Consider the following 16,819-nt stretch of genomic DNA (forward strand, 5'->3'; position numbering starts at 1 on the left):
AATTTTTCACTAATTTCTAATGCTTGTAAACAGTCTTATGACAGAAAAATAGATAGTATCCAACTTATAAAACAGTAAAAGAGCTCCCGAAATTGCATCTTCGGGAGCCTTCAACGTTAGTAAGAAAGAATCTATTCTCTCATTATCCAAAACAGTACTAACCTGTTGCCTAAAGTAGCAGGAAGGCGACGGAATGACGAGAGTCACAAGAGTACCGAAAAAGTAGAGGAGGATCGTGACGCTAGTCACGATCCTCCTCTACAATAAATCGCGCGGTAATGATGTAACAAAAGTTCATTCCAAAGCAAATCCGGAAACATCCTCGAACAGGTTTAATACTTAAATGTCGCTTTTCGCTTGTTTAATTAGCGTCCGTATATTCCGGGCCACTAGGTAATAAATCCAGCATACCTAGTCGTTCAAAGCCTTCTTTAATCTTAGTTGTGTACCCTAATTGATTTTGATCTAAATACGTAGCTTTTGAAACAATTAAATCCTTAATAAATGGTAAGTGACTTGGGTCGATATCCTGCCAAAGTGTATAGGAGTTTATTAAATCTTCCAGCGTTAGATGATTATAGTCTCTTCCAACAAATTCTCTTTTCGGAGAAACTTTGTACCATATATCATGATCTGGTCGAATCCACAAATTCTTATCTTTATTAATTGCTGTTTGAATACTAGTAGCAGTTGTTAAATATTTAACATCACCAAACTCGTTATAAGCAGTTAGTAGAATATTCATCCCCCCAAGTACGTGGTTCATAGATGAATGAGTATGAGTAGTGACATTTTGCCCAACAGGGAAGTAGTCAGAGATATAGTAAGAATTACCGTCAACTGGAATATAATTTCCTTTACTTTTCTGAGTAGTTAATAGATTAGCATAATTTCTTAGTGCTTCATTATAATTATCATGACCAAACTCTTTTCCACTTTTATATAGGAAAAGAGCAATCTGCTCATTAAATCTAGTATCTACAAAAGGTGCAGTAATCCCATATAAACTTTTTAAATACGTACTAGTTACTTCCGTCTCCCAATAAGTCTTATCACCTTTAAAAACTTGAAGGTTAACAAATGAATTAATTAGTAGATTCTCAAAATATCGTTCTTTATTCTCTTCATAGAGTTTCAATATACGATCTTCTTTTACCATCAGTAAGTTTCGACCAAATCCATTGTACGAAGAAGGCATTGGTTCGACAGTAACAGCCATCTTATTATATGGTCCATCTGCTGTATACCATGAGTTTCGCTTGCGGTAGTTCACCGCTGATTCCAGCATCCAACTGTCCATAGAAGCTCTTGTTTTAAATAGAAGTTCATTCGATTTCATAAACCAATAATCGACAATGTCTGAACCTAAAGATTTAAGTGGTATAACCGTGAGTTGTGCATCTCCAAGCTGAATATCGGAAAATGCATCAACTTCTGCTTTAAGATCTCTTGTTACACTCTTTGCTTCGTCTGAATATGTGAGTGTAAGTTGCTTCGAACGATATAGCTTACTAAACATAGTTTGATAGACATCGTTTGATACTGTTTTAGTTTCGACAATACCTTTGGGATAGGTAGTAGGGTCGTATCCAAAAGTGTCATCTTCATTTTTCTCTATTGGATAACGGTCATAACTTATTAACTTAGAACTCTCAATATTTGATGTTTTCATCAGTAAGTCAAGCTGAATAGGCGTACTGGAATCATTAATTAAACTAGTGAAAACGAGATAGTCATTATTTGGAAAATCTCTTCTTGTAATTTCTAGAGTTGCCTTTGAATTTACCACTCGATATGTATATACAGTATCAGTTGCATATCCGTATTCAGTAGTTGTTTCACCTAAATATTTTAAATCGTTTTTAGAGCGAATGTATGTTTTATAACCAGTAGATAGAGGGACCTCAACGATATTTTGTACTTCTCGAACCGTCTCCAACTTGCCATTTGTTGGTGCTTCGTTAAAAGTAACATCTGATAATGGCTCAATCTTTCCTGTTGCTACCATTGCACGATGTAAAAACACTACAAATGTTCCTCTGTTAACTCCTGATTTCGGATCGAACGTACCATCTTCTTTACCTGTAGTGATCTTGTGTTGTGCAAGGAGTGTTACACCTTCTTTATGGGACGCGCTAATCTTCGAATCATCTTTAAAGGAAATTTCTTCTCCTGTATTTTCTAATTCAAAAGCTCTCGCAATAACGGAAGCCATTTGCTCACGAGTTAACGTATCTCCAGCCCCAAACGTTTTGTCTGGTTTTCCGTTAAAAATACCTGCCTTATACGTGGCCATAACCCCTTTTAAATAACTAGATTTTGCACTAATGTCTGTAAAAATGGGCTGGTAGGGAGAATCGGGAAGTTTTAAGGCACTTGTCAATAAATTCGCGGCTTGCCCACGTGATACGTCGACAGAAGGTCTAAAATGTAAATCAGGATATCCATTAATAATTTCTAAACCAACTAATTGAGTAACTTCATCTTTGGCCCAATAATTATTATGTATATCAATAAATTTTTGATCTATAGACTCTGCTTGCGTAATAGTGGTATGGATGCTGAAAATAAAGGATATTGTTAGAAAAAATACAAAAAACTTTCTTATTCTCAAAAATATTACCTCCTAAAATTATGTCAATAACTATCATAACAAATAAATCTATTAAAATGTATGGTCATTTGAAGGGATTATATGAAGTTAATGTATTTAATATCCAAATTTCTTTTTATTGAAACATGGAATTTAGTGAAAAAATAGCGAATAGAGTAAAAATGTAGGATATTATTTGATGGACATCTTTGATAGTATCTAATAAAGACGGATAGAGAGGAGAACAAAAGTGAGAGGTTTTTTAAAAAAAATGGTTATTGCAAGTCTCGTGCTTATTGCGGCTACTTCGTTTTCTACTAAAGCGAGTGCAAATCAAATATTTTCGGATGTTTCTACTTCCGATGAAGGATATCAAGAAATTGAATACATATATAACAAAGGAATAATAAAAGGATATACAGTTAATGGTAAGCAATATTATAAGCCAGGCGAAGTATTAAAACGTTCTCAAGCAGCAAAAATGCTTGTGGAAGCTAGTAATCAAAAACCTTTAATCGTAAGCAAATCTAGTTTTACAGATGTTAAGGTGGGGACTGAAGCATCAGGCTACATAGAACGCGCTGTAAAGTCTGGTTTCTTAAAAGGAAATAGTGATGGAACTTTTGGAATTAATAAACCTTTAACAAGAGATGACATGAGTATTGCTTTAGCAAAAGCATTCAACTTGAGTCTAACAGAATTTGCAAATAAGCCAATTATCTTTACAGATATAGCGGAAACTAGCAATATTGCAAAGTATGTGAAAGCTATTTACTATAATGGACTTACGCAAGGGGACGGTAATAAGTATTTGCCTCATAATGGAGTTACACGTAAACATTTTGCACTTTTCGTAGCTCGTGGAATGGAAGATTCTTTTAAGCTAGAAGTAGGGGGGATAACTACCCCGGATAGCGATCAATCCATTGGAAAAGTAATCGTTACTCTAACTAATGATACATTAAATGTTCGAACTGAGCCAAATACATCTAGTACAATTGTTGGCCAAGTAAATAATGGTGACATTTTAGAAGTTTATGAAAAAATAGGCGATTGGTTGAAGGTAGATTATCAGGGAGAGTTACATTATATCAGCAGTGATTTTACAGCTTTCTTAGATATCAATGGACAACCTATTAAAGAATCTACTGGACAAGTTCAGATTACTTCTGCTGAGTTGAATGTAAGAAGTAAACCATTAGCGACTTCTAGTGTAGTTGGGGTGCTTCTCTTAAATGAAAAGGTAGAAACATACGGTTTATACGATGGATGGTACTTAGTAAAAATGAATGGAGTTCCAGGCTATATTAATGCTAAGTACACAAGTTCAGAAACAGACGGTCCTGAGACTCCAGAAGAACCTGGTACTCCACCACCGACTGGTTTAGGAAATCTAGCTGGTAAAGTAACAGTTCCTTCATTAAATGTTCGCAGTGGTCCAGGTGCTTCTTATCCAAATGTAGGAAAATTAACAAAAGGTATGATGGTTTCTGTACAAAGTATTAATGGTTATTGGGCGAAAGTGAAATATGCAGGTGGAGAAGGTTATACACACAAATCATATTTAAAGCTATTGAATCAATCAGGTAGTGTGTTGAAAAATAGAATTATATTGATAGATCCAGGCCACGGTGGTACAGATCCAGGATCTTCTAGTCAAGGAGTAACTGAAAAAAGCGTTGTTATTAAAGTTGCAAAACTGGTAGAGCAAAAGCTTAAAAGTCAAGGTGCCACAGTTATAATGACTAGAACAGGTGATACCTATCCAACACTTCCGGATCGTGTTGCTTTATCAAAATCAACTTTTTCAGAAATTTATGTAAGTATTCATGTAAACGCAATTAATAATGCTTCCGTAACTGGTACAGAGACGTTCTATAATCTGACATCAAATGAGAATGGAGCTGAAAGTAAAGTACTGGCTACTAAAATTCATTCTGAAATTGTTAAAAATGCAAATATGGTTGATCGCCGAATAAAAGAAGCGGATTTTTATGTTAATAGGATGGTAGATATACCATCTGTTTTAGTTGAACTAGGGTTTATTACAAACCAAGCAGATCTTAATAAATTGATTAGTGATAAGTTTTTAGAGATATATGCTCAATCTATTTATAACGGGATTGTAGATTATTATTCAGCTCCTTAATATTATGGGGCAAAAAACCATTTCGTAATTTTGCGAAATGGTTTTTTGTTGTCTAGGAAATTATTAAAATTTTGTTGTGAATAACATCCTACAAGAGTTTAGCTATCGAGGTTCTAAAGGCTTATGCATTTACTAAAGCGAAATTTTTGTTATCTATTTGATATATAACTGTAATGTTGGAAGCTATTTAAAGATGATAGTATTACTAATAGAAAGAATAAAGGAGAGATTCAAAGAGAATGTTTAAAAAGATTTTGAAAGTTTGTTTACTTAGTTCTTCTATACTTTTAATAAATACTACAGTAGCTGGTGCTGCTTCTCCTAACGAAATTAAAACGCAAGCTCATACATACATAGGTGTTCCTTATTTATATGGAGGTACTACATCACAAGGATTTGATTGCTCCGGATTTGTACAACAGGTGTTTCAAGACTTACAGATAGATATTCCGAGAGATACAAAGTCCCAATATCAATTAGGTACTAGCGTTAGCAAAAGTGATTTAGAAGTAGGAGATTTAGTATTCTTTAATACAACTGGAAAAGGTGTTTCTCACGTAGGGATATATATTGGTGCTAACCAATTTATTAGTTCCGCTACTTCTAAGGGAGTAAGTGTTGCTTCTATAAATGATCCATACTATTGGGGAGATAAATACATAGGTGCTAAAAGAGTAGAAGAAGTGAAATCTGCATCGATCGATATGAGCATTTATGCAAGTCGAGCAGAAGTAGCACAGAAGCTTGCAGATACATTAAAACTATCAAGTACAGACAGCATCATTCGATACAAAGATGTGAAAGCGACATCTGACTATTTCCATGCAATTAATGCAGTAACGGAAGCTAAAATTTTCTCAGGTAATGAAGATGGGAAATTCAATCCTTCTAAGCCAATGACAAGAGCACATGTTGCAAAGGTATTAGTGGAAGCATTTGATCTAAAGCCAGGAAAGGGAACTTTTGCATTTACCGATGTTGAAAGTACACATTGGGCAAGCGAGTATGTGCAAATCCTAGCACAAAATGGAATTACAATTGGAAAACCAGACGGTTCTTATGGTCTTAACGATTACGTAACACATAAACAAATGAAAACATTCTTGGAAAGAACTAAATAAAATACATAAAGAATAATAGCTGGTCCAGAAGTATAAATTTGACTTCGGGCCAGCTATTTTTGTGTGTTTTAAATTAAGAAAAGAGCTAATCGGGCACTTTTAAGAGATAGATCATTTGAATGTTAAATTTAATCAAAAAGAGAATGTCGTTCAAGAACTCACTATGAAATGATTAATAGACTTTTTCAGTGACCTCGAAAGTGATGTCATTCATTTCCCTCTACTCTTATTATCCTTCGGTGATGACATGTCAAAAGACTGCCGAAAGCAATCCGAAAATATGGAGAACAAGTTGCTTAAAAGAACTTCTATCTAGGTGATTCCGTTGCAGACGGACGCTTTCCGCGGGCATGGCTTCAGTCTCCTCGTCGCTTTTGCTCCTGCGGGGCCTTCAGCTCATGCTTTTCCCGCTGGAGTCGCCGCCTTCCAATCCAATCACCATAAAATAAATGTGGCAACGGATTTGCGTATATCGGCTCCGTATTTCGACTCAGAAGGGCCTATGACCAGCCAAGAGGAGGCTTGGCAGTTCTTCCGCTGAGAGCGAGCGGATTTTCGACAGGTAACAACATGATTGTTTAACAGAGCTATCTAAAAAAATGGGTTGTCAGCAAAAGTCGATTTTCACGACTTTTATGACAAACCCATTTCTAATAGTTAATAGGATATCTTCTTAAGGAAATCGCCACGTATCCAACCAAAATCTGCTGGGGGTGGTGTGTCCGATAGAACTTTGTACCAAGTGTAGCCGTCAGTTCCTTGTACTTCGTCTACGATTACCACTGGATATCCGAATGCTTCATTTACGCCTAACTCTTTTTGAGCATAAGTATATAGTTTATTTGTACTGGTTACTTCTGGAGTAGCGCGAACGTTTAATATGCTATTCGGAGTTGTCATTGCCAGTGTTGCTTGCTGATAATCTTTTGAACCAAGTGCCAAGTCTATGCGATACATATGTCCGGCAATTTTAGCACCCCAATATGGATCTGATGCATATCTCACATTGACGCCAGTTGTTTTATTGCCAGGGACTAATCCATTTGCATATTTTGCTGATGGAAGCCCGTAATTTGCATTAATAAAACGTGTGACAAATGCAAACACGCTATTTTCTGGTTTTGCATACATTGTCGCATTTGGATCAGAATCAAAAACACCAATTCCAAACAGGTTATTGATAGTTTGTGCATAATTACTAATACCGAAATCACTTTCATGCATTGCTGCAGCTAAAATAAACATCGCATTCACTCGATATGTTGCTTCCATCTCTTTCAAGTAAGTGCCTAGACCAATTATTTTGGATTTTTGTGTCGCGTTTGCATAACGAGCAATCTTCGTCGCTTCTTTTTCAGCGAGTACATTCATAATGTAACTGTCTAATTCCTCTGCTGTGTAATTGGTTGTTTGTCTCAGAGATTGGAATTGGAAATAAGAATAGAAAGTTCCTTTTAGAGTTCCTTTTGCATCGTAAAATTGAACACCGTCATAGCTAAAATAATCAGTGAATGGAACCATGAAATCTGGAGCTGGACCTACCGTATAGTAATCTAGTTTCTTCGTAAGATGATTATAGATATAGTGATTTAACATCCCAGATCCATTTTTCACATATCTGTCCCTTGTATCTTCTGTTATTGCTTGAGTCGGGGTTAAATTTACTTCACTATGTTTTGCATATCCTATTGTCCCACCAACTTGAACGATTACGTAGTCAGGACCACTTCCTATGTATTTCATCTCTCGACCTTCCGTAGTATACGTAATCTCATTTGTGAGAGTTTTATTACTATAGATAGAAGTATAATTTTTACTTGTGTCTGCTGCACTTGCTAGTCCAGAATTCATTTTTACAATCTTATCATTATAAGTGATTACTTGTGTGCCAGCCGACCATTTAGCTAATGCTTCTTCATAGGAATTATATTTATTTCCTTTCAAGATTTCTCCATTCACCATTGTGTCCAGTCGGTATGTAGGTGGTTCTACTGGAGGTTCCACAGGTATTTCGGGTGTTGTAGGTTCTTCAACTTCTGGTTTAAGTAGTTCGATTGCTGCCACCATGCGATATAAAAATGCCGATGCATGTCCTATCGTTGCGTTTCGTTTTGGATAGAAATAGACACCCGCTTTTTCAGTACTTCCTCGAATAATATTTAAATTTACATTCGCTGATACTGCTTTAGTAAAAGAAGGGTCAATTTTTGCAGCATCTTTAAAAGTTAGCTGAACTTCTTCTAAAGGTAACTCCAAATATCTGAACACTTTATAGAGCATTCCAGCCATTTGTTGACGAGTAATTTCTTGGTTTGGCTTAAATGATCCATCTGGATATCCGCTTAATATTCCGGCTCCAGCAGCGTTTTGGATTTCAATTGTTAAACTATTATTCGCTTTTAAATCATTAAATTTATACTTAGTAGAAGGTGGTAATTCAAAAGCTCGAGTAATATATGAGGCAAATTCTCCTCGTGTTACTGCTTTATTCGGATTGTAATTTCCTTTTGCATCAGCCCGAATGACATCTTTCGCGATCCAATAGGTTAATTCATGTTTCATTTGGTGAGAATCAACATCGCTTGCATATGCAAGATTTGAAAAATATGTACTAAAAATTAATAATGTTGTTATTGCTAGGACCAAAAGCTTCTTCACTAGCCAATACCTCCCTTTAACTTATAAGCTATCTACTATAATATCAGAAATTTGATAGTAAAATAAGGGCATTTTGTCCAATTAATTGTTTTGAAATTGTAATGAAAACTATACGCCAATTAGTCAAATAGATGTTATAATAGGTTAGCTTTAAAAAGTTTTGAACTAGAAAGGGAATATCGAATGTCACAAATTAAGAAACATATCACAAAGAAGGATCTTGTAACCTTCCTAGCAGCTTGTTTATTTCTTATTATCAGTATGTTTTTACCACCAAATTTAACAATAATAATTACTTCTATATTTTTTGTGGCTTTTGCGTATATTAAGCCATTCCAAAGCCTACTGTTCTTAGTTCTCTATGTTTCGATAAGACCAATTTTACTCGAAATAAACCCAGGCCTAAAATTAGCTGGAGATATAATCACATTTGCCGTTTTTGCAAAGCTACTTGTTTCAAGTAAATTAAATTTAAAAAGTCTACTTACGTTTAAATGGTTTGAATGGTTATTTTTCGCGTTCTTATTCTTTGGTTCAATCATTGGATTATTGAATGACGTCAGCATAGCATCTGTTATTTTCCAGTTAAGAACATTTCTTATTATGTATATGCTGTATTATATTTTGTCCCGCACGATACTACCTGCTTCATGGTTGGAACGTCTTGCGTGGGTTACTCTTTTAACTTCATGGCTAGTTTCTATTCATGGGTTAGTAGAAAAACTATCGATGCGTCAATGGCTCCTGCCGGAAGTTTGGAAGTATAAAACGCTTTCTGCCACAAATATTGTAAGAATTTATGGCTTGCCTGGAAATCCAAATTCATTAGCTTTATTGTTAATGTTTGGAATTGTTGCAGTACTATTTTTAAGTTATTTATATAAGGATAAATCTTATAAGGTTTTCTTGAATGTAAGCTTAGTAATGTTTATCGGTATATTTATTTTGACATATTCACGAGGGACATTTATTTCTGCAGCAGTTTTAGGAGCAGTTTTCATTTTCCTGTCTAAAGATTGGAAGCTTATTAAAAGGCTAGTCATTGCTGGAATAGCATCGATTATCTTGGTTTATTATCCTGTCAACCTAGGGGTATCCCTTTTCCAAAGTTTTGGATTAGAATCTCCTGAACGGGGTCCTACAGGTAGTATTGGTGGACGTTTTGAAGAAACATTTAATGAAGATAATCTAGCGTTAATGACACAGAGCGGACGTATCTTTTATTTAAAAAAGGGCTTTGAAGTATTTAGTGATTATCCATTAACTGGTTCTGGATTTGGAACATTTGGTGGAGCCGCAACATTATCATACGGATCCCCTATATACGATAATTATGGAATCCGCTCCGATATATATGGTGGTAAGAACTTCTATTCGGATAATCAATACATTCAAGTAATTGCGGAAACAGGTGTAATTGGAGTTCTATTGTTTGCAGGTTTCCTAGTAGGTATGCTTCTGTTATTTTGGAAAGAGCGACATACTACGTTTGGGAAGTTTATGATTGCATTATGGTTCTCAACTGGTTTCTCCGGTTTCTATTATAATATTTGGGAACTGAAGGCCTACACAATTTTCTTCTTTATCATTTTAGGAAGCTTTGCAGCTATGAATAAATGGTATCCCACTATTCATTTTAAAGATAAATAATGTAAAGCAGGAGTCCTCCATGGATTTCCTGCTTTTTTTTGTGGAATAAAAATAGGGAGGAGTCAGGATAAATAGAGTCGAAATCAGCATACACAGAGTTGAAATTACTATAAGTAGAATGAAATGAGCATAAATGGGGTTGAAACCAGTATAAATAGAATTGGAGTCAGCATACATAGGATCGAGATCAGCATAAACAGTCGAATCTAGCATAAATATGGTTGAAACCAGCATAAGTAGAATGAAATGAGCATAAATGTGGTTGAAACCAGTATAAGTAGAATTGAAGTCAGCATACATAGGATCGAAACCAGTATAAGTAGAATTGAAATCAGCATAACCTCTCGACTAAAATTCGTAAAGGTAGTCATTTCTTTCCGATAATATCCATCTTTTTGAAAATGTATCCATAGTTTCATAGAAAAGTAGATTTTCTTTTGTTATGCTAGGAGCAATACGAAAGGATGGTGTGGAGCTTCAAAATAATTGGAGCGATAATACATGATGAAAAAATGGACACAATTTATAGTAGGATCAATTGCTGCAGTATTAATCTTTGCATTACCAGTACAAGCGAACGCTTTTCAAGAAGTAAATAAGGATTTACCACTTTCGTCAGGTGTTCAATATAAGAATTATACTTACAAGAATACATATACAAATTCGATTAATCACCTAGCAATTAACTTACAAGATCCATATACTGCACTTAAAATTGGAGTACCATCTCCCATTAATAGTGTAGCGACAACAACTAAGATTGCTAATAGTCATTCTTTTGAAGGGAATAGAGTAGTAGGGGCAGTGAATGCTGGGTTCTATAATATGTCTACTGGATTTCCCATGTACTTAATCTCTCAAAATAATGAGATTGTCAATGGTGGTGTACTTTCAGATTCGTATTCGGCTTATGTTAGTTCACCAATTGCTTTTGGGATTAAAGAAGATGGCACGGCAGATATTGAAAGCTTTGATTTTGATATTAACCTCTCATACAATAATCAAGACTATGAAATTACTGGTTTAAATAGAGAAAGACAAGAAAATGAAGCGATTATTTTTACGCCTCAAAAAGTAGGTACGACTACAGGGTCTAATAAATTTGGATTAGAATTTGTTATCGAAACGGAAGAACCTGTTACGTCTAATTATTTTGGTCAAACATTGACTGGTAAAATCACTCAAATAAGAGATTATGGTTCAGAGGACGTCATTAGAGTTCCTAAGAACGGTTTTGTTTTATCGGTAAATGGGAAAAAGTGGATTGACTCCTTTAAAAATATGAAAATTGGGGAGCAAGTAAGCGTTAGTTTTGATATAAATAAAAACTGGAAAAATTCGCAGTTCATGCTTGGAAGTGGACCGATGCTTGTAAAAGACGGTCAAAGATATATAACAATGAACACAAGTAGTAGTCGAGCAACAGAGTTAGCTCCACGTAGTGCTATAGCGATTAGTGCTGACAAGAAGCAAGTTCATTTAGTGACAGTAGATGGTCGATTAGGGTCCTTTAGCAAAGGAATGTCTTTAACGCAATTTGCAGATTACCTTGTAAAGTTAGGATTTGACCGAGCGATTAATTTAGATGGTGGCGGCTCTACAACTATGGGCATTCGTAATTACGGAAGCAACAATGTTGTGCTTGCGAATCGACCATCTGATGGATATGAACGGAGAGTTTCTACTATTTTAGAAGCTATAAGTACCGCACCGACAAGTAGCCCAGCTCATATTAATGCTTCTCGAGATAAAGTTGGAACCATGTTACTAGGTTCTTCCATTACATTAAAATTAAACTATGTTATGGACGCTTACTATAATAATATTGCGATTGATCCTTCAAAAGTAATTATTTCATCCGAGAACAACTTGGTAAACATAAACGGATATACTTACACAGCTTCCAAAGTAGGGCAAGATCGAGTGTTACTAAACTATGAATCTGCAGTCCAGTCGTTCCCTGTGACGATTGTTTCGGAACCTGCGACACTTTCTATAGCTTCCTCCGCTAAAACAGTAAATACTGGTGGAACCATTAATTTTTCTGCGACAGCAAAAGATGCCGCTGGTAATGGACTTCTCTATAATCCAAGCCAATTGAGTTGGAGTGTGGAGGGTAATATTGGTACTATTGCAAGTAATGGAAAGTTCACTGCTAGCAACACTGCAGGAAAAGGAAAGATAATTGCCCAGCTAGGGACAAAGAAAGTATCTGTTGATGTAGAAGTAACAGAACCTGCATCTTCTCTCCAATCACCTTTTAGTGATGTTTCTAATAAAAATGTTTATTTAAAAGAAATTGTGTATTTAACAAATAATGGATACATTCATGGGTATGAGGATTCGACTTTTAAACCGGAACAAAATTTAAGTCGTGCTCATGCTGCAGTATTGATAAGCCGTGCATTGAAACTTGACTTAACAAGTGTGACGGATCCTGGGTTTAAAGATGTTCCAACCACACATCCTTATTACAGAGAAATTGCTGCCGTTGCCAATGCAAGAATTGTTGGTGGAAAAGAAAATAATTTATACGATCCACAAGGAACGTTAACAAGAGCACAAATGGCTGCTATTTTAACCAATGCATATAAATTAACAGGAACTTCCACTACTAAATTTAGTGATGTGAAGAGTGGATACTGGGCTGAGAAATCCATTTCAGCGTTAGCATTTAATGATATTACAACTGGTTATGCAGATGGCACATTTAAGCCAAGTGTCCCAGTCACTCGAATGCATTTTAGCGTATTTTTATATCGATCTATTCATCGATAAATTTGAGCCCCTCCGCGTTATGTAGAGGGGCTTTTGTTATGATATAATCAATAATTATGTGTAAAAGGATGAAAGTATATGAAAATAGGTATTGTAGGAAATTACGGAAATGACAATAATGGCGATGAAGCTATTTTATTAAGTATTATTGAGCAATTATTAAGCACGTTCTCTATTAAAAGTAAGGATATTACTGTATTTAGTAATAACCCGGCTCAAACAGCTGAGCGGTATGGTGTAGAAAGTTACCCGCTTTATTATAAAAATGGAAATGCAGTGAAGACATTTATTAAAACGTATAAATTGAATAAAAAATACGTAGCTGCTTTCGACATGCTTGTCATAGGTGGAGGCGGCATTCTGATGGATTTGTATAAACGAGAAGCCCCTTTATATGGTTCGTATGCAATGATGGCAAAACGATCTGGGACAAGTTATGTAGTTTATGGCTGTGGAGCTGGTCCACTCAATACTTCGCTAGGGAAATGGTTTATTAACTATATGTGCAAGCATGCAGATAGTGTCTCTGTTCGAGATCCTCAGTCAAAACAACTTTTAGAATCAATTGGAGTGAAGAAGCCAGTTGCTATTATTGGAGACCCAGCATTTACGTTGAAACGAGAAGGGAAAGTCCATGCAGCGGCTCCAAGAAAAATAGGTGTGACAGCTGTACCTTACTACAATGCTAATTACTGGCCAGAAGGCAATGAAGAGAAGTATGATGCTTATATTTCTAGTATGGCAAGAAATTTAGATAATCTTTCTGCGGAACGTGAAGTAGAAATTACCTTCTTTGCTACAAAATATCCACAGGATGCTGCAGTAACAAAGGATATCCTAGCGAAAATGACATCAAAGGACAATGTAGTGATTATCGATCGTAACTTGCCACCACAAGAAATTCTTGCTATTACAAAAGAACAAGATATCGTCATCGGAACAAGACTACATTCACTTATTCTTGCGACAGATACACAAACGCCAATTATCGCGGTTTCTTATCATAAGAAAGTGAATGATTTTATGCAGCTTGCAAATCTTGGGGAATATTGTTTTTCAATGGATGCAGTGGAACATGATGCTACGTTATTTGCAGCAGCTTTTGGTAAGATGGCTCAAGATTGGAAGTCAACTGTAGAGAATACGAAGAAGGTTTCCGCTCATCTAAATCAAGAAGCATTAAAGGGAGTTTCTCAATTTCAAAAGGCAGTGAATTCAAAATGAAAAAAGTCTTTGTCATAAGTAATATGTATCCAACTCAAGACCATATCTCTTTCGGAATTTTTGTGAAAAATCAAGTAGATTCCCTAAAAAAGGCTGGAATGGACGTGGAGGTTGGGGTAAATACAAATCCTGCAACAGGTGCGAAAAATGCATTGAAAAAGTATGCAGCCTGGGGTCTACGTGTCATGAAAACTGGATTATTTCAAAGTAAAAGGATATCTATCACACATGCACATTACGTTTTTCCATCCGGAATGTTCTCTCTACTATTAAAAAGGATGTTTGGCATTCCTTATGTAGTGACAGCTCACGGTGGTGATATTGAAAAAATGGCGAAAAAAAATGCGCGTATTCGTAAATGGACAGGTATGATTTTGCGAGAAAGTGCTCATGTCATTGCGGTTGGTCCAGTTCTTGCGAAGCAAATAGAAGAAGATTTTAAGATCCCCATTAGTAAAATTACCATTATGAGTATGGGGGTAAATCGAGAAATTTTTAAACGTGGCGATCAAAATGAAGCTCGTACAGCTCTTCAGTTAAATACGGACGTATACCTATTCACTTTTGTGGGAAATGTTATACAACAAAAGGGAGTAGAGGAACTGCTTCAGGCTTTTCAAAAGGTAAAAGAACGGACAGATGTGAAAGTAAAACTAGCTATAATCGGATCTAGAAGAGATATGTCTTTTATAGAAAAAATTAAACCACTAGTTAATGAAGATGTTCTATTAATTGATCCAGTGAAACAATCAGAGCTGGTTACTTGGTTCCAGGCAAGTGACGTATTTGTACTTCCTTCTCATATTGAGGGCTTTGGATTAGTAGCATTAGAAGCAATTGCTACAGGGACACCTGTCATTGCGTCACGTGTGGGAGGACTTGTTTCATTGCTTGAGAATGGAGCTGGCCATTTAGTTGAAGTACAAAATGCACAAGCACTTGCAGAGGAAATGCTACGCTCCATTCATGCGACAGACTATTACGTGGAAGAAAGTGCAGAAACTGTACTAAACATGCATGATGAAAAAATAATTACAGAAAAGCTAATTGCCATTTACGAATCAGCAATTAAACAGGGTGACAGACAATGAATAAGTTTTTAAAAATTATCGGAGCAGTCGCTGTTATAAATATTATTGCTAGATTGTTTGGTTTTTTAAGAGAAATGATTATAGGTTATCAATTTGGGACAAGCTATATAGCAGATAGCATTTTTACAGCTTATACTATACCAAATTTTCTATATTTAGTAGTAGGTGGGGCGTTTACCACAGCATTTATATCTGTCTATAATAAAACCAAGACAAATCAAGGATTGTTTATTAAGCAAACCTTTACAACAGTTTTGGTTACGATAGTAGCATTAATTGCAGTAGTACTCCTATTTATTAATCCAACGATCGATTTATTTTTTGGAGATTTGACCGAAAAAGAGCGAGAACTTACTCAAAACTTGTCTTATTGGATGTTACCTTCGACTATATTTTTAGTTTTATCTACTTGGTATAGTGGGCTATTAAATGTAAATGCTAAGTTTCATCTATCCAGTTTCTCTATTTTAATTTATAATGCTGCTTTTTTAATTATTTCATTAGTCCTGTATTATTGGTATGGTCCAGTTGCATACGGAATTGGTGCATTAGTTAGTGCAATACTGATGATTGGATTTTTGATAAAAGGGTATAAAAAATTGGATAAGTTTCCGATTGGTTTTTCATTTCAACAATCAGAATCGACGAAACAGCTTTGGTTACTAGCACTTCCGATTATGCTCGGAGGAGCAACTATTCAGTTTTACGCGCTTATTCAGCGTATATTTTCTGCAATGCTTTCAGATGGATTTGTTTCCGCTGTAAACTATGCGTCAAAGCTTACACAATTCCCACAAGCTATATTGATGACAGCAGTTACTACTGTCATTTATCCGATGTTAAGTAAAAAAGTTGCGGAGAAAGATGAAACGGCTATAAAGAATTTATATACGACTGGACTAAGATATTTAATCATACTATTAGTCCCTGTAACTCTTTTTTCCTATTTTTATGCAGAAAATCTTGTACAAGTTATTTTTGAATACAAAAAATTCACACCAGAATCTACCGCAATCACAACACCTATTTTAAAGGTTTTCTTATTATCGATGTTTTTTTTAGCGGCAAATACTTATGTAACCAGATTCTATTATGCAAAAGGGAACTCATATGTACCTGTAATTTTCAGCATTATTAATGTATTTCTTATTAACATTAGTGTTATTTATTTATTCATTGATTCACATGGTGCAATGGCGATTGCATGGGGGACATTTATTTCCTCGGCAATAAATTACATCATGCTAGCTATTTATGCGAATCGAAAATTCGAATTGACTTTCTTTAATAAATGGAATAAAGATTTTGGGAAGATTTTTATTTCCATTGTATTAATTGGAATAGTTACTTATCTATCAAGTGAGTTTCTAATATTTGAGTATAAATGGCTAACATTTATAGTAGGATTAAGCATTTTTACTATAAGTTTTGCAGGTATTTTCCTTTTATTTGGAATAAAAGAAGCGAAATCTATTTTAGTGAAACTTAATGGTATGGTAAAAAGGTTAATTAAATAGAAAAAAAAATGATATTTATTTGTATACGTGCTATAATA

At 35.2% G+C, this 16,819-nt stretch carries 9 protein-coding genes; 7 read left to right on the forward strand and 2 right to left on the reverse strand.

Annotated elements, in window-relative coordinates; translation table 11 throughout:
* Window positions 1-361: 361 nt before the first annotated feature.
* Window positions 362-2,614: an S-layer homology domain-containing protein gene (locus MHB48_RS04350; RefSeq protein ID WP_342600333.1), complete on the reverse strand. Its 2,253-nt coding sequence runs from the start codon at window positions 2,612-2,614 to the stop codon at window positions 362-364.
* A 229-nt stretch (window positions 2,615-2,843) separates the two neighbouring features.
* Between MHB48_RS04350 and MHB48_RS04355 the strand changes: the two genes are divergently transcribed.
* Both MHB48_RS04355 and MHB48_RS04360 read left to right on the forward strand, forming a co-directional pair.
* On the forward strand, window positions 2,844-4,742 hold the full coding sequence (locus tag MHB48_RS04355) for an N-acetylmuramoyl-L-alanine amidase (RefSeq protein ID WP_342600334.1): 1,899 nt from the start codon (window positions 2,844-2,846) through the stop codon (window positions 4,740-4,742).
* 239 nt (window positions 4,743-4,981) lie between these two features.
* Window positions 4,982-5,863: a C40 family peptidase gene (locus MHB48_RS04360; protein ID WP_342600335.1), complete on the forward strand. Its 882-nt coding sequence runs from the start codon at window positions 4,982-4,984 to the stop codon at window positions 5,861-5,863.
* A gap of 657 nt (window positions 5,864-6,520) precedes the next feature.
* On the opposite strand, the gene MHB48_RS04365 is transcribed toward MHB48_RS04360, so the two are convergent.
* Window positions 6,521-8,521, reverse strand: a complete 2,001-nt coding sequence (locus MHB48_RS04365) for an S-layer homology domain-containing protein (RefSeq protein WP_342600336.1) — start codon at window positions 8,519-8,521, stop codon at window positions 6,521-6,523.
* 183 nt (window positions 8,522-8,704) lie between these two features.
* Here MHB48_RS04365 and MHB48_RS04370 point away from each other — a divergent pair, with 183 nt between their 5' ends.
* The 5 genes from MHB48_RS04370 (at window position 8,705) to murJ (ending at window position 16,781) form a co-directional block, all read left to right on the forward strand.
* Window positions 8,705-10,171, forward strand: a complete 1,467-nt coding sequence (locus tag MHB48_RS04370; protein ID WP_342600337.1) for an O-antigen ligase family protein — start codon at window positions 8,705-8,707, stop codon at window positions 10,169-10,171.
* A 501-nt stretch (window positions 10,172-10,672) separates the two neighbouring features.
* Window positions 10,673-12,949, forward strand: a complete 2,277-nt coding sequence (locus MHB48_RS04375) for a phosphodiester glycosidase family protein (protein WP_342600338.1) — start codon at window positions 10,673-10,675, stop codon at window positions 12,947-12,949.
* Window positions 12,950-13,027: 78 nt separating this feature from the next.
* A complete protein-coding gene (locus tag MHB48_RS04380) occupies window positions 13,028-14,173 on the forward strand; it encodes a polysaccharide pyruvyl transferase family protein (protein ID WP_342600339.1) in 1,146 nt (381 codons plus the stop codon).
* On the forward strand, window positions 14,170-15,264 hold the full coding sequence (locus tag MHB48_RS04385) for a glycosyltransferase (RefSeq protein ID WP_342600340.1): 1,095 nt from the start codon (window positions 14,170-14,172) through the stop codon (window positions 15,262-15,264). The genes MHB48_RS04380 and MHB48_RS04385 overlap by 4 nt, the downstream gene beginning before the upstream one ends.
* Window positions 15,261-16,781, forward strand: a complete 1,521-nt coding sequence (gene murJ, locus MHB48_RS04390; protein WP_342600341.1) for a murein biosynthesis integral membrane protein MurJ — start codon at window positions 15,261-15,263, stop codon at window positions 16,779-16,781. Before MHB48_RS04385 ends, murJ begins: the two co-directional genes overlap by 4 nt.
* Window positions 16,782-16,819: the final 38 nt, after the last annotated feature.

This window comes from Psychrobacillus sp. FSL H8-0483 (genome assembly GCF_038637725.1).
GTDB lineage: Bacteria > Bacillota > Bacilli > Bacillales_A > Planococcaceae > Psychrobacillus.